Below are 18,927 nucleotides of genomic sequence, written 5' to 3' on the forward strand. Positions count from 1 at the left end.
TTTAACACCAGAGCACCCACATCCGATGTATGGACATCCGCCGGCTCGCACGAGGGAGCGTCGAGTGGGATCGCCTCGAGCGCGTGATCCGGACGCTGGCGGATCGGTACGACCGCGAGGAGGTTCGCGTGGAGTTTCTCGAGGCCGACAACTGGCTGTCGACGCCCTGTGTCATCGACGAGCGGTGGTTCGTGAAGATCGTCTCCCGACAGAACGCGCTCGTCCACGCGGTGTTGACGACGGGCCGGAACGTCGGTGCGGTGTCCGCGGGTACCGGCGGCTTCTTCGGCCGGTTCGACACGCCGCGGCAGATGGTCGAACACGAGTACGAGGCGACCGAGCGGATGCGCGAAATCGGTATCAACGCGCCCCAGCCGATCGAGGCCTTCGAGGTCAACGGGCTGGGCGTGCTCGTCCTCGAGTATCTGCCGGAGTTCCGGTCGCTGGACGACGCGCCCAACTGGCTCGTCGCCGAACGGGCGCCGGAACTGTTCACGATGCTGGCCACCCTCCGCGACCACGGGATGGCCCACGGCGACCTGCGCGCCGAGAACATCCTGCTGTGTGAGGACGAGTTCTACTTCATCGACGCCACCAACGTCCACGACGACCGCGTGGCCGAGACCACTGCCTACGATCTGGCCTGTGCGCTGGCCGTCCTCGAGCCACGGATCGGCGCTCGAGACGCCGTCACGGCGGCTGCGGCGGTCTACGAATCCGAGGAGCTACTCTCCGCCCGCCGATTCCTCGATTTCGTCCGCCTCCGCCCCGATCACGAGTTCGATTCGACGACGTTACGCACCGAACTCGAGAAGGCGGCCGATCTGGAGCAGCGCTGAGCGGGTGGGTCTCGAGCAGTAGCCGTGTCTGTCGGACCGGGATCGGCCGAAATCAATAGATCGATTACACAATGTCGGTTTTATTGGATCGGACGGTGGGAGAGTGAGGTGAGAGGCGGATACGCACACGTCGCTTCTCCTCCCAATGACCGACCCGACAGCGCACTCACCATCAATACGGGCCGTACTCTATCTCCGCCACCGGGCGTCGCCGGACACCGTCCAGCGACTCAGAGAGCTCGCCGAACGGGTCCGTCGGCTCGAAGCCGATGGCATCGCCGAGGCGGCGGTCGAAACCTGGAGCTGCGTGACGCCCGCCGTCGAAGAGCTCGGCGATTCCGGCCCGTCGGTTTCGCTTACTGTGAAAGCGTTTCGGACGTGGGCGTCCGACGAGGGATACGCGCTCGAGCCGGGCTCGATCGACGCGAGATCACTTCGATATCCGGCTCCCGATCGACCGTCCGGATTCGGGTCCCGATCGCCTGTCTGGCCGTCTACGAGGGCGAGGAACTCCGTTGTATTGCTCCGTGCTCGGACGGCGAGCGGACGTACTCCGTCGAACAGTGTCTCGCCGCGCTCGAAGCTAGCCTCACCGAACCGTTCGCGTTCCACGACCGTCTCGACTCGGCACGCGAGGACTCGACGGAGAACGATCCCTAGCCATACGGTTCGGATTGGCGACTGGTGTCTCTCACTCGGAAGTGAAAGCCAAATCCGAATCGTAACCCGCCTCAGGTGTCGTTTCGTGACGGCCGAACCGTCGGGGTGGAGTCGCTGGCCTGTGCAGGCACCACACGCTTTGAGCGGATGACTCTACGTTCGCCCATGTACTCGCGATTTACCGACGCCGACGTCGGCAAACGGGTCGAGACGGCCGCCGGTGAGCCCATCGGGGTCGTCACGATGACCGGCGACGAGACGGCGTACGTCGAACTCGAGTCGGGTGCGACGGACTCGATCAAAGCCATCCTCGACTGGAACGCCGATACCGACAATATCGTTCCGATCGGCGGGGCCGTCGTCCGCGAGGTGACTGCGGACGTGGTTCGACTCGAGGGGGAGAACACGCAGGCGGCGACCGAAGCGGGAACCGACCCCGTCTTCGATCGCGACGACTCCACCGGTCAGGAGGGCGACGAACGCGAACAGCGAGCCGGTGGCGGACGCGGCGACGAAGCGGACGAAGACGACGCCGACGAAACAGCCGCTGCAGGCGAGGGGAGATCGGGCAAGGCGATGGAGCCCGAAACGGACGAGATGACCGAATCGGGGACGGAACGCCACCCCGAGAGCGAGGACCAGCCGCCCCAGGGTGACCGAACGGTGACGAAAGACCGCGGCGAGGAGGAGGATCGATGAGCGAGGGAACGGTCTCGAGTGCGGCGAGGCGAGTGGTCTCGGATCCGCCCAATCGGTCGCTTCCACGACGGTCGTCCTCGTCGAACCAGAACAGCCTGTCCGCCGAAGCCTGCCGTTCCGACGGGATCTCCTGAACTGAAACATGTCGCGTGGCATCGGCGAGTTCGATCTCGTCCAGGAGTCGATCCCCGAGTGGCTGGCCGTCGTCATCGCCCTGCTCACGCAACTGGGCGACGTCTGGTTTCTGGTGCTCGTCCTGACCGTTCTCTACTGGATCGACACGCCGAATCGCGACGATATCGCCGCCGTCGCGGGCGTCGCGCTGGCCGGAATGGGTCTGTACAAGGGCCTCAAGGAGGTGTTCGGTCTGCCCCGTCCCGAGGCACCACTGATCGATCCGTTGCTGTTGCCGTGGCTCGTCCAGCCGCTGTACGAGGCGACGGCGACCGCCGGCGGCTACGGCTTCCCGAGCGGCCACGCCGTCAACGCGACGATCGTCTACGTCGGCCTGGCGAGCGTCCTCTCGGCCGGCTCGAGACGACTCCGATACGGCGTCGCCGCGACGCTCGTCTCGCTGGTCTGTGTGACGCGCGTCGCGCTCGGCGTCCACTACGTCGTCGACGTCGCCGCCGGCGTCGCGGTGGGATTGACCCTGCTGCTCGTCGCTCAAGCGCTCCTCCAGCGGGAGTTCGCCGACCGCGCGACGATCACGTTCGCGCTCGGCATCGGGTTCAGCGCGTTCTTCCTCGTCGCGAGCGATCGGTCGCCGAGCGCGACGTTCCTGTTCGCCGGCTCGCTGGGTGCCTTCGGCGGCTGGCAACTGGTCATGCTCGGACGACGACTCGTCGACGTCCCGTCGCGCTCGAGTGCGCTTCGCCCCGTCGTGTTGCGAGGTGGGGCGGCACTGATCGTGACGATTCCGCTCGTCGTCGCGCTCGATGACGCCGTGCTCGTATCGATCACCACTGCCGCCGGAATCGTCGGACTCGTCGCGGCGGTCGTCGTCGTGACTCCCGTCGCTCGGCACTCGGATCGGGCACGAGAGCTGTACGCTCGCGTCCGTCGGCCGGGGCGATCGGACTAGCGGCGGATCGGGGCGCGATTCGATCCGTGAGTTACCGATGCCATCCGACGCCTGCTCGTGTGTGACCCACCATCAGGATTTTTCACGTCGCTCGTCGTCCGTTTCGGTATGAGCAAGCAAGCGACCGAACGGGAGTACGGCCACTACATCGGCGGTGAGTGGACGGATGGCACCGGCGACACGTTCGACAGTCGAAACCCGGCTACCGGCGAGACGCTGGCGACGTTCCAGCGTGGGACGGTCGACGACGTCGACGCCGCCCTCGAGGCCGCCGAAGACGCCTTCGACGAGTGGCGCTCCCTGTCCTACATCGATCGCGCGGAGTACCTCTGGGATATCTACCACGAACTGCGGGACCGCCATGAGGAACTCGGCGAGATCGTCACGAAGGAGTGCGGAAAGGAGATCTCCGAAGGGAAAGCTGACGTGACCGAAGCCTGGCACATGGTCGAGTGGGCTGCGGGCAACGCCCGGCACCCACACGGCGACGTCGTCCCGAGCGAGGTCGCGGGGAAGGACGCCTACATGCGCCGCAAACCCCGCGGCGTCATCGGCTGTATCACCCCGTGGAACTTCCCGGTCGCCATCCCGTTCTGGCACATGGCTATCGCCCTCGTAGAGGGCAATACCGTCGTCTGGAAGCCCGCCGAGCAGACGCCGTGGTGCGGCCAGACCATCGCGGAGATGATGGACGACGCGGGGATACCGGACGGCGTCTTCAACATGGTCCAGGGCTTCGGCGACGCCGGCGCGGCGATCACGGACGACGACCGGGTCGATACGGTGCTCTTTACGGGCTCCGCGGAGGTCGGCCACGAAATCTCGGGCAAGGTCGGCAGCGAACCCGGCAAACTCGCGGCCTGCGAGATGGGCGGCAAGAACGGGATCGTCGTCACCGAGGAAGCCGACCTCGACATTGCCGTCCACTCGGCGATCATGTCGAGTTTCAAGACGACCGGCCAGCGCTGCGTCTCGAGCGAGCGCCTGATCGTCCACACCGACGTCTACGACGAGTTCAAAGAGCGGTTCGTCGATATCGCCGAGGATATCGCGGTCGGTGACCCGCTCGAGGAGGACACCTTCATGGGTCCCGCCATCGAGGCCGACCACGTCGAGAAGATCCGCAAACACAACGAGTTGGCCCAACAGGAGGGTGCCGAGGTGCTGGTCGATCGGTTCGAACTCGATGACGAGGAGATTCCGGACGGTCACGCCGAGGGTCACTGGGTCGGCCCCTTCGTCTACGAGATCGAGTACGACTCCGAGCTGCGCTGTCTGCAAGAGGAGTGTTTCGGCCCGCACGTGGCCTTACTCGAGTACGAGGGGGACATCGATCGGGCGCTCGAGATCCACAACGACACGCCCTACGGGCTCGCCGGAGCCGTAATCTCGGAGGACTACCGCCAGCTCAACGCCTTCCGCGATCGCGCCGATCTCGGCCTCGCGTACGCGAACCTGCCGTGTATCGGCGCGGAGGTTCAGTTGCCCTTCGGCGGCGTGAAGAAGTCCGGGAACGGCTACCCGAGCGCCCGTGAGGCTATCGAGGCCGTCACCGAACGGACCGCCTGGACGCTGAACAACTCGAAGGAGATCGAGATGGCACAGGGACTGTCGGCTGACATCACGACGAGCGAGGACTGAACGCGAACCGGACCTCGAGTAGCGTTCGATCGGCGCCTCGTGACGGCGTTGATTTTACCGACCGTTCCGATTCGGATTCGACCGTGAGTAGCGCTCAGTTCAGACGAAGACGGTACCGGAGCGGTCATCTACCTCTCCGATAGCTGTCAGAAACGGCGTGCTGAATACAGATGCTGAGTTCAGCACGGATCGCCATCTCTATCCGGAGTTGAATATCTGAATCAGCCGTCACGTACGACTGCGTATTGAACGGACGCCGGAAATGATGAAGTGACCATCACCGGTCGTTAGTTCTCCTCCCGGATGAAGGCAAGTACTTCTTCGGTGAAACGATCCGGCGCGGTGAGCATCGCCTCGTGTGCGTGCCCATCGAAGGTACTGATCCGGCTGTTCGGGAGTGCGTCGTGGACCGGGTCCGTTGCATCTTTCAAGAGCGGAGGGCTCTCGCTGCCGGACAACAGCAACGTCAGCGTCGTCATGTCGGCGAACCGGGTTGCATCGAATTCGTACTCGCCGACCGCTGATAAGCTGCGGGGCCAGACGTGTGCCGCGTCTACGAGGTCCTGCCAGTCCGGTGCTGAGCGTTGCGCGTCGATTTCCTCTGGCGTAGATCAGGCGATTTCTTGCAGGAACAGGACAAGCACCTGCTCGTTTTTACCGTCGTCCAGCAGCCGTTTCATTTCCGCGAGCACCTCATCGGAGTAGAGTTCGTGATCGTCGAACGTAATGGGTGGCTCGTACAGGATGAGTTTGCGTAGATTATCGGTTCGCAGGGCCGCTTCAAGCGATAAGAGGGCACCCGATGAGTGCCCAAGGAGGGTTACAGGTTCGTCAACCGCCTTGACGACCGCAGCCACGTCCTCGAACTCTCGTTCCAAGTCGTACTCGTCCGCGTCGCCGCTCTCACCGACACCACGGCAATCCATCGCGTAGACCGTGCAGTGGTCCGCGAAGGTGGTACGGACGTCGGATAACTCCCAGAACCTGTGGTCACAGACACCTCCGTGGACGAGCACGAGCGGTGGCCCGCTCCCCGTCCGTTCGAAGGCAATCTCAGTCCCGTCTGCGGACGTGGCTGTTTCCATTTCCCCACCCGTGTTTGGTGGTGTTGCTTCTGCCATAGGTGGTTTACCCTCATTCCTCTATGAGACGCAACCACATAGAGCCATCTTGTGAAAAACCTCCATGGTCTGAACAGGAAGTACGACTCGCCTTGAGTCGAGCAGTCGGCGAACGATATGCACCCTGTATTCAACACGACTCGCTAGACGTTATCTGAAACGGATAGGAACCTCATCGGTCAGTTCGCCCGACAGGTTTCCGGTTCTCGTACCGATGCTCGACGAACCAACAACGGACGGGAGTTCGTCGTACTCCCTCGCTCAGTTCACGATCGATTCGGCAATCGCGATCAGTTCGTCGTCCGCGAGTTCGCCGCTGACGGTGTAGGTGAGTCCGTCGTCGGTCCACTCGACGATCGTCCTCGTCTCGGTGACCTCGCGAATCGTCGCGTCGACGTCACCGACCTCGACGGGGTCGCTGTCGGGTTCGAAGACCGGATCCTGCGCCTCGTCGGCGACGCCAACGGTCAGGAACGAATCCGTGTCGTCCGCGTACTGCAGTGTCGCGCTCCAGCCGACCATGTTCTCTCCGGCCAGTACGCTCTCGAGGGTGTACTCGGCGGGAACGTCCGGGTGGGGGAGATCGAACGGTACGTCGGCGTCGGCGGCGTCGACGTCGTCGTACTGCTGGGGCACGAGATCGTCGAACTCCCTGATCTCTGCGTCTTCCGGCGGTTCGAACGCGAAGACGTCGTCGTCGATCTCCTCGTCGAAGGCGACCTCCTCGAACGCGATCGTGGTCGTCAGCTCCTGCCCGATCGACGACGTGACCTCCTGTTTCACGGGGTAGTCGGTCTCCTGATCGATCCAGAGCGTCGCCGACTCGTAGAGTGCATCGTCGCCGTCGGCGGTGAGTTCGAGGACGTAGACGTCGCGGTCGGCGACGGTATCGGTCCCCTCGACCGACGCGTTCATGTCGGTCGTGAAGGCCTCGACGAACCCGTCGTTCAACGCCTCCCGGTCGGCCTGATCGAACCCGAGATCCATCTGGACGGCCTCGTTGTCGTCTTCGTCGTACATCCAGATCGTCGAGCCGTCGGTCACCATCACGTCGATCGGTTCGGGTTCGTCGCTCTCGACGACGTCGGCCCGGTACTGGTCCGGTGCTCGCTCCCACACGTTCTGCGTCGTCGTGACGGATTCCGATCCGTCGTCAATCGTGACCGTCTGGGTTCCCTGGACGGTCTCCACGTTCGATTCGGCGTCGATCGCGGCCTCGAGCAGCGCGTCCGCATCGGGCAGTTCCTCGTCGGACAGGTCCTCGTCAGGCAGTTCTTCGTCGGGGTCTTCGTCGACACTCGCGTCGTCCCCGGTGCCCACCGCGCCGAGACAGCCGGCGGTGACCAACAAGAGGGCGACGATCACTGTCGAGACGTGTGTTCTCTTCATTGCTTCTCGATCACATCTCTGGAATCCGATCATATAAATCGTCGATCGCGTTTTCCGGATCAGAATAACCGGGTGATGGTGTCAGAGAGCGAATGCGTCTCGCTACGCGGTAGCGAATCGCTTATCCGACGGTTCGTGGAACAACCGAACACATGAAAGCAGTCGTCCTCGCGGCGGGTCAGGGCACGCGCATTCGACCACTCTCGGATTCGGTTCCGAAACCGATGCTGCCGGTGGCTGACCGGCCGCTCGTGGCCCACACTATCGACGCCGCGGTCGACGCCGGAGCGGACGAAATCGTCCTCGTTATCGGCTACGAAGCGGACACCGTTCGCGAGTACTTCGGTTCGGAGTACCACGGCGTCCCCGTCAGCTACGCCGTCCAGACCGAACAGGCCGGCACGGCCCACGCCGTCAACACGGCTCGCGAACACATCGAGGGCCCGTTCGCCGTCTTGAACGGCGACAACCTCTACGATCCCGCAGCGATCGATCGACTCTTTTCCGAGTGTCCGGCCGTCTGCGCCATCGAGGTCGAGAACCCGCGCAACTACGGCGTCCTCAGTACCGAGGGCGAGTCGGTCACCGGGATCGTCGAGAAACCGGCCGATCCACCGACGAACCTCGCCAACGCCGGGGCCTACGCCTTCCCCGCGGAGGCCCGCCAGTGGCTCGAGGTGCCCGAGAGCGAGCGCGGCGAACACGAGATCACCGACGTGCTGGCGACCGTGATCGACGAGTTCGACGTCACGCCGGTCACGCTCTGTCGCTGGCTCGATGTCGGCCGACCCTGGGAGTTACTCGAGGCCAACGAGTGGAAGATCGGCGATCTCGACCGTCGGATCGACGGCGACGTGAGCGAGGACGCCCACCTGGCGGGAGACGTGGTCGTCGAGGACGGCGCGACGGTGAAGCCGGGCGTCGTCGTCGAAGGCCCGGCGCTGATCCGATCGGGCGCGACCGTGGGGCCGAACGCCTACGTTCGGGGGGCGACGCTGATCGACGAAGGTGCGAAAGTCGGCCACGCCGCGGAAGTGAAAAACAGCGTGCTCTCTCGAGACGCGGCGGTCAGTCACCTTTCCTACGTCGGCGACAGCGTCCTCGGTCGCGACGTCAATTTCGGCGCCGGGACGAACGTTGCGAACCTCCGGCACGACGACGAGGATATCGACGTTACGGTGAAAGGCGAGCGCGTCTCGACCGGTCGGCGAAAGTTCGGTGTCATCGCCGGCGACGGCGCGAAAACGGGGATCAACTCGAGTCTGTCACCCGGTCTGAAACTCGACACCGGTGCGACGACGCTGCCCGGTGAGTCCGTCAACCGAGATCGGTAGCCGAACGCGACCCGCTACGCGGTACTGCTGCGATCGAGAGGGACGAATCCGCTGGAATCGGGCGCTGTAACCACAGGATACTGTTTCCTCGGTGAGTTTCGAGCGGCTACTCGAGCGACGTGAGCCCTCGAGCGAGTCTCCAGAACGGGCTCGAACGACACCAGGAACCCCCCTGCGTCCGAGTACTCGGTTCGAGACCGAATGCGCGTAGCGACCACGACACCGCTCGAGCGGTCTGTACGACGAGGCTACTAAAGGAGTCCCCCGGCGTACGGTCGCCCCACCGTCGACCCCCATGGCTCCAGCTATCGTTCACTTCCTCGTCGGTGCGTCGCTGCTTCTCCTGTTGGCGACCCCGTTGGCGCTTCGATTCGAGACCGTCCGTCGATACCAGTTGTGGCTGATCCTCTCTGGCGGGCTCTGGGGACTCGTCCCGGACGTGCACCACGTCGCTCCCGTCTCCCAGCGCCGCCTCGAGTCGCTCCACGCCTCCTCGTGGGCCGACCTGTTCGCGTTCCACAACACGCTCGACCAGCCGCCGCTGGCCGACATGAGCCTCGAGCTGATATTCGGTGCGATACTGCTCTTTCTGGTCGCGATCACCGTTTTCACGGCCGTGGGGAACAGGTCCGCGGGGAACGGGCACGGAACCGCCTCCGAGTCACCGCTCGCCCAGTTCGTCACGGCCGTCGTCTGCGTCGCGCTCGCCGCCCTGATCGCCGGGGTCGTCCTCGGCGCCGGGTTACACGCCACGAACCGACTCGAGTCTGTCGCCGCGCTGTACGGACGGGAGGGGGCCCGAGCGGGGGCAGTACTGTTGCTCGCGTGGAGCGTCGTCACCGGAGCAGGAATCGCGGCGATTATCGCGGTAACGGACGAGACCATGCGGGCGACCGATCCGGTCGCGGGAATCTCGGTCGGACTGCTCGTCGCCGTCGTGGGCTGGCTCTTCGGCATCGCCGTCGCCCTTCCCCTCTGGATGCAACGCTTCTTCGCGGTCTCGCGCCCGTTCCCGTATCTCCACTGGCAGAGCCTGATCGGATTGCTCGTCTTCGGGTTCGTCTTCGGACTCTGCTACTCGCTGCTTCGCCGACTCGTCGGCCCGCTCCCGACCGAGAACTCCGACGTGCAGGCATCGAGTTCGACCCAATAGCTCGGCCGTCCGGCACTCTCGGTTCGGTCCCGCGGATCCGCGACCGAACGCAGCGACCGCTCGGTTGCCGTTATCGCTCGGTCGCCGTCTACCGTTCGCATCGAGCGACGGCTCCAAATCGTGTTGGGTTAAAGACTATCACTAAAACCGGTATACTACGCTACAGCGGGAACTCCGCTCGTTCGTTTCCGACGAGGAGTCGTGATTCCCGCTCCGAAGTCGCGGTGTGGGCGATGGGACCGCAGTGGTGTGTGACTCGTAAGTGGTGTGTCAACCGCAGCCCAGCCCACGTACTCTTGGCTCGAGTGGAACATAATCAGTGTATTGGATACCGCCTGGCCACTGAACTAGACTGACGTTTCGTGGACGAACCGCTCCGTCTGCTGCGCTGACGTAACGCTCGTGGTGATCGTAACCGTTCTGTTGTTGTTTTCGATCGCGAAAGCGCTCAGTGCGTCGATCTCGATACGCTGGGTTCGAGTGACGGTCGTGCCGGCCTCGAGGCGTCCGATCTCCTCGTCGCCCTCCCAGACGAGCGTCTCACCGGCGAAGACGGTAGCGACGGCCCGAACGCCAGTCGCGTCGGCGGTGCCGGTGTTGGTGAGCGTCGTGGTGGCCTCGCGGCAGGCCGCCCCGCACTCGGTTATCTCCACGATAGTTCCCTCGAAACTGACGTCGCTCTCGACGTCAGTCGCCGGACGTTCGGTCGCGGCGACCGGGTCGACGGCGTCGTCGGTCAGTGGCTCGTCGACGGCGGGTATGGTGGTGGTCGAGTCGATGGCGCCCCCAGTCACGAGCGGCAGGCTAGCGCCGGTGATCACCGCGAGGGCCGTCCGTCGATGCATGAGTATGTCGAATCTCGTCGAAACGTCGGTGAGGGGACCGCTGGGCCGGAAGCACCCGCCACATCGCGGAGAACGATCACTGATCCCTGTCTCTCTGTTAGGCGGCTCCCGGATATGAACGTAGCTTGCACACCCACACTCCGACGCGACCGTCGCTTCGGCAGATCGCTTCGTGGAGGCGGTTGGCTCCCGCTTCGTCGCGTCTCGTCGTGTCGCACGCTCGAGACGGTGGCGAGCGACGATCACGCCGTCGGAGACCGGCGACGACCACATCGTCGGGACGTGCGACGACTACACCTCGGGGACCTCCGACGTCCGGTGGACATCCCCGAACTGATAGCCGCGTTACCTGCTGTCAGCGGTTCTAGACGGCTCCGGTGTCGACCGCCGTCCGCGCGTAGAGGTCGATCATCGAGAGGGCGATGACGGTGAGCGGAAACGCCACGTCCGCGAAGGTGGTCGACTCGAGCCGAAGCGCGGTAACGACGATCGGTTCGGTGAGCGTTCCGGCGACGAGGAGCGTCCCGGGGCTGAGAAACACGAGCGCGAGTCCACAGAGTGCGGCCCAACTGAGACCGCGCTTCCACTGGCGGCTGTACAGGTGTCCGGTGCCCGGGAAACAGAGGGCGAGGAGGTACGCCGGCCACCTTCTCGCGTGCCCGCCGAGACGCCGCGGCAGGCGCATCGTCACCTGCGTTAACGTCATCGGTGTCGCCTCCGGTAAGCCGTGGATCGATGGTCGACGCGATCCGGTTCGACTGTCCTCGGTGCGTCCATACTAGCCGGGTCCACAGTCTCATTGAAAAACGTCAGTCAGACGGTCGTACGACACGACCCCGCTACCGTCCTGCCAGACCCACGACCGAACAACGGCGAACGACGCAGCTCGCCTATAATAGCCCACAGAATACACCGCCCCGTTTTTGTAGACCGGTCACAGAACACGCCCATGGACGACCAGTACAGTGGACCGACTCGTCCATCGTGCCACCACCGAGTCGACGAGCCGACCACGTGTTGTACCTGCGGAGCCGAAATCGGACCGCGCGAACGACGCCTGACGTGGCGCGTCCGCGACGGCGAGGAACTCTTCCGCTATCACTACTGCGGCGACGCCTGTCTCCCGACCCCTGCGTTCGGATCGGATTGACATCCTCCCGCGCCTGAAGACGTCCCCAGAACGCTCCGCGTTCTGGTGTGCGAACGAGACGCGACGCGTCTCGTTACCGCTGGAATCCCGGTCGCGGTTGGGATAGTTACGGGTTTGGGTCGTCGCCGTCGTCTTCTTACTGCTCCTCTGGCTCAGACTCGTCGGCACCGCGCCACCGATTCCGCTCCTCCACTGGGAGAGCCTCGTCGGGTTGCTCGTCTACGGCGCACTCATCGGTCCAGTGTTCCCCCTGGCGAAGGCGACGGTGGAAACGAACGCTCGAGCGACGCGATCGCAGTGATCGAACCCTCCGTCGTCACCCGCTAGCAGCGATCGACGGGAACGGAAGACATTTGTCGCAGCTAACCGATCCACTCGAGGAACACGCATGTCCGAGCCGTACGGCCAGCGCGGTCGCGTCCTCGCCGGCCTCGTCCTTCTGGCGCTGCTCGCCGGCTGTCTGGTCTGGGCGGGCGCGACGACCGGCGATCTGACGGAAAGCCGATATCCGGACGAGGTCGAGGTCACGCCGGACCGCGAGTCGTACGTCGGTGACCGGGTCGTCCTCGGCGGGTTCGTCGTCGACACCGACCCGGTCGTCATCGCGACGCGTGCCAGCGGCCACGGCCGGTTCACGCTCGTGGACGCTGACACACAGCTCAAAAGCGGTGACGGGCCGCTCGAGGAGGGCGATCGAGTGACCGCGTTCGGAACGCTCGAGGACGAGTCGACTCTCGTCGTCGAACGCACGATCACTCGCGAGTCGTCCGAGACGGGCTACATGCTGCTCGTGTCCGCCCTGGGTGGGCTCGTGAGCGCGTGGTGGTTCGTCCGCCACTGGCGCTTCGACCGGGGCGCGCTCGCGTTCGTGCCGCGAGCGCGACCGCTCGGTCTCCGAACCGCTCGCGAGCGCGGAGCGAGCGGGGATCGTCGATCGCCAGTCGAAACGGAGCGTCGGTCCGAACCGCCGCGAGAGGGTGACGCCCCATCGTCCCAGGACGACGGTCGATCCGCAATCGAACACGCGGACCAACGCGGGCGAGCCGCCTCGGACGGAGGTGACCGACGTGCCTGACGTCCTGACGCACGTCCTCGCCGGCTACGTCATCGGCACGCTCCTCACCTTTCGAGAGGAGTCGCTGCGGCCGGCACACGTCGCGCTGGTCGTGATCGGCGCGCTCTCGCCGGACTTCATGAAGATTCAGCTCCTGTTTCCGGACGGCTTCGTCGCGTGGACGCTCGGCGTGCCGTTCTCCTGGAGTCCGCTGCACACCGTCGCGGGCTCCGTCCTCGTAATCGGGCTGGGCAGCCTGCTCGTGGCACCGGCCCAGCGCAAACGGGCGCTCGCCCTGCTCGCGGTCGGTGCGCTCTCACACCACGTCCTCGATCTCCTGCTGTTGACACCGACGGGGGAGTCCTACGCCGTCTTCTGGCCGCTGCTCGAGCACCGGGTCCCCTCGGCGGATCTGTACCTGAGCAGCGACCGCTGGCCGGCGATCGTCGCCGGTCTCTGTGCCCTCGTCGTCTGGGTCGTCGACCGCCGTCGCACCGGTGCGCCGGAGACGGCCCTCGAGTGACCTCCCCATCGTCCGCGACCGACCGCACCAGTTATATTTCGCCTCCACTTCATCCCGGCCAGCATGTGGCCACTCGGACACGTCGCCGTCGCCTATCTCTGTTACACGCTCGCGACTCGAGCCCGCTTCGACGCCCCGCCGGCGCACGTCCCCGCGCTGATCCTCGTCGTCGGGAGTCAGTTCCCGGATCTCGTGGACAAGCCGCTGGCGTGGTACCTGGGTATGATTCCGACGGGGCGATCGCTCGCCCACTCGCTGCTCCTCCTGGTCCCGCTCTCGATCGCCGTCTCTCTGGTCGCCGACCGACACGACCGCGGCGAGTACGGAATCGCGTTCGCGATCGGCGCGCTCTCGCACACGTTCGTCGACGTCCTGCCGGTGATCTGGAACCCCGAGACGAGTCCGAACCAACTCCTCTGGCCGATAACCCCGGTCGAACCCTACCCGAGCGGGCCGCCGACCGTCCTTGGACTGCTGCAGGAGTCGATCACGGAGCCGTACTTCCTTCTCGAGTTCGTCCTCGCCGCCGTCGCGTTCACGCTCTGGCGTCGCCACGGCTCCCCCGGCCTCGAAGTGCTTCGCACCGCGCTCGAGCGGGTGCGACCGACGCCGAGTTAAACTGCTCAGTCGAAATGCGAGTCGAAGCGACCGCTATCGACGGGTTGTTCGACGGCGTCGACAATACGCCCGTACCCGGGGCACTGAGCAACGATAGAAGCGAAGACGACTATCGGATCTCCTTCCACTCCGCGTCGCAGTCCGGACAGATCCGGACGGTCTTGATCTGATCCGGGTCGTTTTCGGTCTTCAGGGGTTTCTCACACTCGCCACAGACGAGTCGATCGTACGTGTCCTTCTCGAGTTCGCCTTCGCGGAGTGCCTTCCGGACTGATCTCATGTTGCCCCCCTACGAAGGTAGGGGTCAAAAAGACCGGTGCTTATTTCGAGGCCGTTCCGTCACCGATCCAACAGCTTGTCTCCGCCGGCGTTCGTTTCGAAAGAATTGACCGTCCCGCCGAGACAGGACGGGTATGAACGAATCGGCGGCCGTTCACGGGCGCTTTCCGGGACGAACCTCCGTGTTCGGGTCGCTGTGCGTCGTGGTCTTCCTGGTCAACCTCGGTCGCGTGATCTACGCGCCCCTGCTCGAGCCGTTTCGGACGACGTTCGGCGCGAGCGCGGGGGCCGTCGGCTTGCTCGCGACGCTGGCCTGGATCGGAAGCGGAGCGCTGCAGGTGCCGACGGGCTATCTCCTGACGCGCGTACCGCGTCACTGGGTGATCCTCGCGTCGGGAGCGGTCCTCGCGGCCGCCTCGGCGTTCGCGGCGACGGCGGCGAACCTCGAGGCGCTCTACGTCGGCGCGCTGTGCATGGGCTTCGCCAGCGGCGCGTACTTCGTGGCGGCGAATCCGCTGGTCAGCGAGTTGTTCCCGGCGCGGGTGGGGCGAGCGATCGGCGTCCACGGGATGTCGAGCCAGACCGCCGCGGTCGTCGCGCCGCTGCTGGTCACCGCATTCTTCGCGGTGATCTGGCCGATCGCGGCCTGGCGCGTCCTCTTCCTCGCGATTTCGCTCGTGACCGTCTGTGCGACGGCCGCGTTCTTCCTCGCTGCGAGACGCGCGACGCTGCCGACGGCCGGGGAACTCGACCGGAACCTCCTGGCCGCGCTTCGACGCCAGTGGCCGATCATCGCGACGGGAGTTGTGATCGTCGGACTCACGAGCTTGGTCTGGAACGGCGTGTTCAACTTCTACGTGACCTATCTCGTCGAGGTGAAGGGGCTCTCGGGGAGCTACGCGCGAACCCTCCTCACCCTGCTCTTTCTGGCCGGCGTTCCGGCGTTCGCGCTCACCGGCTGGATCGCCGATCGGATCCGATTCCTGCCGCTGTTGCTCGCCATCGTCGGCGGTTTCGTCCTGTCGTTGCTCGCGCTAACCGTCGTTCAGGGCACGTGGTCGATCCTCCTCGTGACGGCGCTCATGGGCTACGTGATCCACAGCATCTTCCCCGCCTCCGACACCTACCTGCTCGCGTCCGTTCCCGACGACAACCGCGCGAGCGCGTACGCCCTGTTCACCGGCATCATGATGCCGATTCAGGCGCTCGGGAGCGCGATCCTAGGCGCCGTCGTCGACGCGGGCTCCCGTTCGACGACGCCTTCCGACTCGCCGCGGTCGGTCTCGCCGGCTCCCTGTTCGTCCTCGTCGCCCTCGCCGCTTCGGGTCGGCTGCCGTCCGGGGACAACGGTTGACGGCGCGCTCCGGTCGACGTTCGGCGCGCCCTTGACTCCCCCGCGGTTCACCTGCTGCCCCGCGGTCTATCTGGCCGGAGTCGTGGGCGTTTTACCGGTCCGGCCGAACACTCCACCGATGGAGTACGTTCAGGAGCGGATCGCGACGCTCCACGCATTCGGCGGGACGAACGGGGATTCGGGTGGCACGCTCGCCCGCGACGCCGCCGCCGCGGTCGCCGATACGACCGTCGTCGTCCCGATGACCGCCCGCGAACACGAGAACCCCGCCGCCGAGCGCGTCCTCTCGGAACTCGAGACCCTCGAGCCCGCCCCAGCGGCCGTCGTCGTCCCCGTTCGAGCCGACGCCGCCGAGATCGACCCGTTTCGGCGGTGGCTCGAGTCGTTCGCCCTGCCGATCCAGGTCTGCTGGTGTAACGCACCCGAAGTCGAGACGCTCCTCGCGGACGCGGGGCTGGCGAACGGGTTCGGAAAGGGACGGGACGTCTGGCTCGCGCTCGGCCCCGCCGCCGAGGCCGGCGAGTACGTCGTCGTCCACGACGCCGACGCCCGGAGCTACGAGGCCGCACACGTCCGACGACTGCTCGCCCCGCTAACGATGACGTTCGACTTCTCGAAGGGGTACTACGCGCGCGTCGAGGACGGACGGCTCTACGGGCGGCTCTTTCGGCTGTTCTACGCGCCCCTGATCCGAACGCTGGCGGCCGATAACGACGCCCCCGTGGTCGACTACCTCGAGGCGTTCCGGTACGCGCTGGCCGGCGAGTTCGCCGCCACCGCGGACCTCGCCCGACGACTTCGGGCCCCGCGGGCCTGGGGTCTCGAGGTCGGCACCCTCGGCGACGCCTTCGACTACGCCGGCTTCGATGGCTCCGCTCAGGTGGACCTCGGCCGACACGAGCACGATCACCGCGCGGTCGCCGGCGAGACCGGCCTCGAGGGAATGAGCCGCGAAGTCGCCGCGGAACTGTTACGCGTCGTCGAGGAGCGCGGCGTCGAACCCGACTACGAGACGCTGCAGGAGCGGTACCTCTCCGCCGGCGACCGGCTGATCGAGCAGTACGACGCGGATGCGGCGTTCAACGGCCTCGCGTACGACCCGGCGAGCGAACGCGATCAACTCGCGCGCTACGCGAAGTCGATCGCCCCGCCCGGTGCCGATCGCCGACTGCCGCGATGGGTCGACGCCCCCTTCGAACCGAGCGCGGTACTCGAGGCGGCCCAGCCCTGGCGGACGGACCGGCGGGCCGGTCGACGCCGGCCCGATCGGATCGACACCGGCGCACAAGACTAATCTGCCCACCCTTCGTTGTGGCGGGTATGAACGCGACCGCCGACGAACTGGCAGGGGTCGTCGACCTCTTCGGCGGGTTGACCCGGCCGGAACTCGAGCGGGCGCTCTCGGAAGCCGCGTTCCGCGCCGACGGGCAGTCCGTCGACGAGTCGGCGCTCGAGGCGGCGATCGACGACGCCCTCGAATCCTTCGCGCTCGTCGAGTACGAGCGGAGCGTCGACGACGACCGCCAGTCGCTGCTGGTCGCCGGGCCGACGGCGTTTCCGTCGGTTCCCGAGCACGCCGAAGACGTCCCGCACATCCTCGATATCGACCGACGCCACCTCGACCGCGACGCCCTCGGCGAGCGGGTCCACGACCAGTTCGTCGAGGCCGCCGACGCAGCCGTCGACGCCGACGACGGCGATCGGATCCGGCACCTGCTCGACGTCAGTTACGACGTCGAAGCGTGGGCGCCGGTCGATCTCGCGAGCGAACGAGACCGTCTGGAGGAGACCCTCGAATGAGCCACGAACCGACCGCAACCCCGTGAGCGACTACCAATGTCACAGAAGACCTTGACCCTCGAACCGGTCGCGAGCCACGAACCGGTCGAGATCGGCGACCAGGAACACGACGCGGCCGTTCTCGCGCCGGTCATCGAGCGCGACGGCGAGGATCACCTGCTGTTTACCCGGCGGGCCGACCACCTCGGCGAACACCCCGGCCAGATGAGCTTCCCCGGCGGCGGTGCCGAACCCGTCGACGAGACGATTCTCGACACCGCGCTTCGGGAGTCGAACGAGGAGATCGGCCTCGAGTCCCGGGAAGTCGAAGTCGTCGGCCAACTGGACGACATCCGGACGATCACGGAGTACGCGGTCACGCCGTTCGTCGCTCGCGTCCCCGACCGCGAGTACGTCGGCGACGGCAACGAGGTCGCAGAGATCGTTATGCTGCCGCTGTCGGGACTGCTCGATCCCGACAACTACGAGTACGAACGTCGGGACCACCCCTACTACGGCGACGTCGTCATCCACTACTTCCACGTCGACGGCTACACCGTCTGGGGCGCGACGGGTCGGATTCTCGTGCAGTTGCTCGAGTTGACGACCGAGTTCGAAGCGCCCGAGGGACTGGATCGCACGCACTACTAGCGACGTACGAGGATTCGCTCGCTGCGATTCTCCGAAACCGCCCTAGTTCCGTGGCGGCTTCCCGCCCGACTGCATCTCACCGACGACGGAGAGCGACGCGTCGTCGATGGTTTCCTCCGCCTGATCCGCGTCGCCGAAGCCGGCGCTGACGACCCGCGTCAGCGCTTCTTCGACGGTCTCGTCTAGCTCGGTGATCTCGTCCGGGGACACCTCGAGGACGAACCCCGTCGTGATGTTCGGCGACGTGGGCAAGAAGAGCAGGACCCGTCCGTCCGGCGTGGTGCGCCCCGTCTTGAACGCCGTCATCCGCAGTCCGCCCCAGGTATCGATCCTGACCGGCGTCTGGAGGGTGTCCCCCGAACCGATCGTCGTCTCGGTGGCCGTCTTCGAGGCGTTGTAGACGACGCGAATGACCGGCACGCGATTCGCCAGATAGTCGACGATTCCCTCGAACACCTCGCCGGTCGTCGTCTCCGTCGTCTGCCCGATGGCGTACATCGAGAGCGCGATTGCGCCCACGAACGTCACCACGCGGAGGAAACCGGCGAGCTGCTCGCGAGCGTACTCGCCGACGCCGGGGAGGAACGCCTCGAGCGTGGTGGCGTTGAGCAGGATTCCGGGCGTAACGCTCGCGATGAACGAGTAGAGCGTGTAGACGATGAACAACGTCACGAGGACGGGCCCGATGACGATGAGCCCGCGTCCGAAGTCCCCTTTCACCGAGTTCATGTCTCCACTCACGGTCTGAGTCAGG

The 18,927-nt window shown here is 65.6% G+C and carries 21 protein-coding genes and 2 pseudogenes; 16 read left to right on the forward strand and 7 right to left on the reverse strand.

All coding sequences use genetic code 11. The features are described 5' to 3' along the window. Nucleotides 1–29 precede the first annotated feature (29 nt). The 6 genes and pseudogenes from ACSFC7_RS11820 to ACSFC7_RS11845 all read left to right on the forward strand — a co-directional run bounded on the left by ACSFC7_RS11820 (nt 30) and on the right by ACSFC7_RS11845 (nt 4,923). Nucleotides 30–839 carry an RIO1 family regulatory kinase/ATPase domain-containing protein gene (locus tag ACSFC7_RS11820; protein ID WP_436347880.1) on the forward strand — a complete coding sequence of 270 codons (810 nt, stop codon included), beginning with the start codon at nt 30–32 and terminating at the stop codon, nt 837–839. Between the two features lie 145 nt (nt 840–984). Beyond that, nucleotides 985–1,499: pseudogene (locus ACSFC7_RS11825) on the forward strand (HTH domain-containing protein). A gap of 165 nt (nt 1,500–1,664) precedes the next feature. Further along, nucleotides 1,665–2,198: a hypothetical protein gene (locus tag ACSFC7_RS11830; RefSeq protein WP_436347881.1), complete on the forward strand. Its 534-nt coding sequence runs from the start codon at nt 1,665–1,667 to the stop codon at nt 2,196–2,198. Then, entirely contained in the window at nt 2,195–2,332 is a 138-nt protein-coding gene (locus tag ACSFC7_RS11835) for a hypothetical protein (protein ID WP_436347882.1), read from the forward strand. The genes ACSFC7_RS11830 and ACSFC7_RS11835 overlap by 4 nt, the downstream gene beginning before the upstream one ends. Before the next feature lie 8 nt (nt 2,333–2,340). Further along, on the forward strand, nt 2,341–3,282 hold the full coding sequence (locus ACSFC7_RS11840) for a phosphatase PAP2 family protein (protein WP_436347883.1): 942 nt from the start codon (nt 2,341–2,343) through the stop codon (nt 3,280–3,282). Nucleotides 3,283–3,390: 108 nt separating this feature from the next. Then, complete coding sequence (locus tag ACSFC7_RS11845; RefSeq protein WP_436347884.1) at nt 3,391–4,923, forward strand: aldehyde dehydrogenase family protein; 1,533 nt, start codon at nt 3,391–3,393, stop codon at nt 4,921–4,923. A gap of 287 nt (nt 4,924–5,210) precedes the next feature. Here the strand turns inward: ACSFC7_RS11845 and ACSFC7_RS11850 are convergent, their stop codons facing one another. The 3 genes from ACSFC7_RS11850 to ACSFC7_RS11860 all read right to left on the reverse strand — a co-directional run bounded on the left by ACSFC7_RS11850 (nt 5,211) and on the right by ACSFC7_RS11860 (nt 7,433). Continuing rightward, a complete protein-coding gene (locus tag ACSFC7_RS11850; RefSeq protein ID WP_436347885.1) occupies nt 5,211–5,402 on the reverse strand; it encodes an alpha/beta fold hydrolase in 192 nt (63 codons plus the stop codon). A 132-nt stretch (nt 5,403–5,534) separates the two neighbouring features. Next, nucleotides 5,535–6,044 (reverse strand): alpha/beta fold hydrolase, encoded by a 510-nt coding sequence (locus tag ACSFC7_RS11855; protein ID WP_436347886.1) that lies wholly within the window; start codon nt 6,042–6,044, stop codon nt 5,535–5,537. A gap of 261 nt (nt 6,045–6,305) precedes the next feature. Further along, the gene (locus tag ACSFC7_RS11860) at nt 6,306–7,433 is read right to left on the reverse strand and encodes an outer membrane lipoprotein-sorting protein (RefSeq protein ID WP_436347887.1); all 1,128 of its coding nucleotides are present in this window, start codon (nt 7,431–7,433) and stop codon (nt 6,306–6,308) included. A 152-nt stretch (nt 7,434–7,585) separates the two neighbouring features. On the opposite strand from ACSFC7_RS11860, the gene glmU reads away from it, so the two are divergent. Both glmU and ACSFC7_RS11870 read left to right on the forward strand, forming a co-directional pair. Then, nucleotides 7,586–8,767, forward strand: a complete 1,182-nt coding sequence (glmU, locus tag ACSFC7_RS11865) for a bifunctional sugar-1-phosphate nucleotidylyltransferase/acetyltransferase (protein ID WP_436347888.1) — start codon at nt 7,586–7,588, stop codon at nt 8,765–8,767. Nucleotides 8,768–9,062: 295 nt separating this feature from the next. After that, nucleotides 9,063–9,920 carry a hypothetical protein gene (locus ACSFC7_RS11870; RefSeq protein ID WP_436347889.1) on the forward strand — a complete coding sequence of 286 codons (858 nt, stop codon included), beginning with the start codon at nt 9,063–9,065 and terminating at the stop codon, nt 9,918–9,920. 347 nt (nt 9,921–10,267) lie between these two features. Here the strand turns inward: ACSFC7_RS11870 and ACSFC7_RS11875 are convergent, their stop codons facing one another. Together ACSFC7_RS11875 and ACSFC7_RS11880 are read right to left on the reverse strand one after the other, a co-directional pair. Further along, complete coding sequence (locus ACSFC7_RS11875) at nt 10,268–10,765, reverse strand: hypothetical protein (RefSeq protein WP_436347890.1); 498 nt, start codon at nt 10,763–10,765, stop codon at nt 10,268–10,270. A 364-nt stretch (nt 10,766–11,129) separates the two neighbouring features. Beyond that, a complete protein-coding gene (locus tag ACSFC7_RS11880) occupies nt 11,130–11,471 on the reverse strand; it encodes a hypothetical protein (protein ID WP_436347891.1) in 342 nt (113 codons plus the stop codon). A 243-nt stretch (nt 11,472–11,714) separates the two neighbouring features. Between ACSFC7_RS11880 and ACSFC7_RS11885 the strand changes: the two genes are divergently transcribed. The 4 genes from ACSFC7_RS11885 to ACSFC7_RS11900 all read left to right on the forward strand — a co-directional run bounded on the left by ACSFC7_RS11885 (nt 11,715) and on the right by ACSFC7_RS11900 (nt 14,110). Continuing rightward, nucleotides 11,715–11,915: a DUF7576 family protein gene (locus ACSFC7_RS11885; protein ID WP_436347892.1), complete on the forward strand. Its 201-nt coding sequence runs from the start codon at nt 11,715–11,717 to the stop codon at nt 11,913–11,915. A 388-nt stretch (nt 11,916–12,303) separates the two neighbouring features. Continuing rightward, entirely contained in the window at nt 12,304–12,990 is a 687-nt protein-coding gene (locus tag ACSFC7_RS11890; RefSeq protein ID WP_436342979.1) for a hypothetical protein, read from the forward strand. Then, on the forward strand, nt 12,974–13,492 hold the full coding sequence (locus ACSFC7_RS11895) for a metal-dependent hydrolase (protein ID WP_436342980.1): 519 nt from the start codon (nt 12,974–12,976) through the stop codon (nt 13,490–13,492). Before ACSFC7_RS11890 ends, ACSFC7_RS11895 begins: the two co-directional genes overlap by 17 nt. A 63-nt stretch (nt 13,493–13,555) precedes the next feature. Continuing rightward, nucleotides 13,556–14,110 carry a metal-dependent hydrolase gene (locus ACSFC7_RS11900; protein WP_436342981.1) on the forward strand — a complete coding sequence of 185 codons (555 nt, stop codon included), beginning with the start codon at nt 13,556–13,558 and terminating at the stop codon, nt 14,108–14,110. 109 nt (nt 14,111–14,219) lie between these two features. Here ACSFC7_RS11900 and ACSFC7_RS11905 read toward each other — a convergent pair whose 3' ends face one another. Next, nucleotides 14,220–14,390: an HVO_0758 family zinc finger protein gene (locus ACSFC7_RS11905; protein WP_162989778.1), complete on the reverse strand. Its 171-nt coding sequence runs from the start codon at nt 14,388–14,390 to the stop codon at nt 14,220–14,222. Between the two features lie 133 nt (nt 14,391–14,523). Between ACSFC7_RS11905 and ACSFC7_RS11910 the strand changes: the two are divergent. From ACSFC7_RS11910 to ACSFC7_RS11925, 4 genes and pseudogenes are all read left to right on the forward strand, one after another. Further along, a pseudogene (locus ACSFC7_RS11910) lies at nt 14,524–15,522 on the forward strand (MFS transporter); the annotation flags it as partial. Nucleotides 15,523–15,861: 339 nt separating this feature from the next. Next, complete coding sequence (locus ACSFC7_RS11915; protein ID WP_436347949.1) at nt 15,862–17,037, forward strand: glycosyl transferase family 2; 1,176 nt, start codon at nt 15,862–15,864, stop codon at nt 17,035–17,037. A 26-nt stretch (nt 17,038–17,063) separates the two neighbouring features. Beyond that, nucleotides 17,064–17,543: a DUF7109 family protein gene (locus ACSFC7_RS11920; RefSeq protein ID WP_436342982.1), complete on the forward strand. Its 480-nt coding sequence runs from the start codon at nt 17,064–17,066 to the stop codon at nt 17,541–17,543. 36 nt (nt 17,544–17,579) lie between these two features. Then, nucleotides 17,580–18,173 (forward strand): NUDIX hydrolase, encoded by a 594-nt coding sequence (locus tag ACSFC7_RS11925; RefSeq protein WP_436342983.1) that lies wholly within the window; start codon nt 17,580–17,582, stop codon nt 18,171–18,173. A gap of 42 nt (nt 18,174–18,215) precedes the next feature. Here the strand turns inward: ACSFC7_RS11925 and ACSFC7_RS11930 are convergent, their stop codons facing one another. Further along, nucleotides 18,216–18,902 (reverse strand): DUF502 domain-containing protein, encoded by a 687-nt coding sequence (locus tag ACSFC7_RS11930; protein WP_436347950.1) that lies wholly within the window; start codon nt 18,900–18,902, stop codon nt 18,216–18,218. Nucleotides 18,903–18,927 lie beyond the last annotated feature (25 nt).

The sequence above is a fragment of the Natronorubrum halobium genome, assembly GCF_051351675.1.
Classification (GTDB): Archaea; Halobacteriota; Halobacteria; order Halobacteriales; family Natrialbaceae; genus Natronorubrum.

Bases quoted from the DNA above. Each gene is read 5' to 3' on its own strand.
- ACSFC7_RS11820 (WP_436347880.1), top strand. From the start codon at position 30: ATGGACATCCGCCGGCTCGCACGAGGGAGCGTCGAGTGGGATCGCCTC.
- ACSFC7_RS11830 (WP_436347881.1), top strand. From the start codon at position 1,665: ATGTACTCGCGATTTACCGACGCCGACGTCGGCAAACGGGTCGAGACG.
- ACSFC7_RS11835 (WP_436347882.1), top strand. From the start codon at position 2,195: ATGAGCGAGGGAACGGTCTCGAGTGCGGCGAGGCGAGTGGTCTCGGAT.
- ACSFC7_RS11840 (WP_436347883.1), top strand. From the start codon at position 2,341: ATGTCGCGTGGCATCGGCGAGTTCGATCTCGTCCAGGAGTCGATCCCC.
- ACSFC7_RS11845 (WP_436347884.1), top strand. From the start codon at position 3,391: ATGAGCAAGCAAGCGACCGAACGGGAGTACGGCCACTACATCGGCGGT.
- ACSFC7_RS11850 (WP_436347885.1), bottom strand. From the start codon at position 5,402: ATGACGACGCTGACGTTGCTGTTGTCCGGCAGCGAGAGCCCTCCGCTC.
- ACSFC7_RS11855 (WP_436347886.1), bottom strand. From the start codon at position 6,044: ATGGCAGAAGCAACACCACCAAACACGGGTGGGGAAATGGAAACAGCC.
- ACSFC7_RS11860 (WP_436347887.1), bottom strand. From the start codon at position 7,433: ATGAAGAGAACACACGTCTCGACAGTGATCGTCGCCCTCTTGTTGGTC.
- glmU (WP_436347888.1), top strand. From the start codon at position 7,586: ATGAAAGCAGTCGTCCTCGCGGCGGGTCAGGGCACGCGCATTCGACCA.
- ACSFC7_RS11870 (WP_436347889.1), top strand. From the start codon at position 9,063: ATGGCTCCAGCTATCGTTCACTTCCTCGTCGGTGCGTCGCTGCTTCTC.
- ACSFC7_RS11875 (WP_436347890.1), bottom strand. From the start codon at position 10,765: ATGCATCGACGGACGGCCCTCGCGGTGATCACCGGCGCTAGCCTGCCG.
- ACSFC7_RS11880 (WP_436347891.1), bottom strand. From the start codon at position 11,471: ATGACGTTAACGCAGGTGACGATGCGCCTGCCGCGGCGTCTCGGCGGG.
- ACSFC7_RS11885 (WP_436347892.1), top strand. From the start codon at position 11,715: ATGGACGACCAGTACAGTGGACCGACTCGTCCATCGTGCCACCACCGA.
- ACSFC7_RS11890 (WP_436342979.1), top strand. From the start codon at position 12,304: ATGTCCGAGCCGTACGGCCAGCGCGGTCGCGTCCTCGCCGGCCTCGTC.
- ACSFC7_RS11900 (WP_436342981.1), top strand. From the start codon at position 13,556: ATGTGGCCACTCGGACACGTCGCCGTCGCCTATCTCTGTTACACGCTC.
- ACSFC7_RS11905 (WP_162989778.1), bottom strand. From the start codon at position 14,390: ATGAGATCAGTCCGGAAGGCACTCCGCGAAGGCGAACTCGAGAAGGAC.
- ACSFC7_RS11915 (WP_436347949.1), top strand. From the start codon at position 15,862: ATGGAGTACGTTCAGGAGCGGATCGCGACGCTCCACGCATTCGGCGGG.
- ACSFC7_RS11920 (WP_436342982.1), top strand. From the start codon at position 17,064: ATGAACGCGACCGCCGACGAACTGGCAGGGGTCGTCGACCTCTTCGGC.
- ACSFC7_RS11925 (WP_436342983.1), top strand. From the start codon at position 17,580: ATGTCACAGAAGACCTTGACCCTCGAACCGGTCGCGAGCCACGAACCG.
- ACSFC7_RS11930 (WP_436347950.1), bottom strand. From the start codon at position 18,902: ATGAACTCGGTGAAAGGGGACTTCGGACGCGGGCTCATCGTCATCGGG.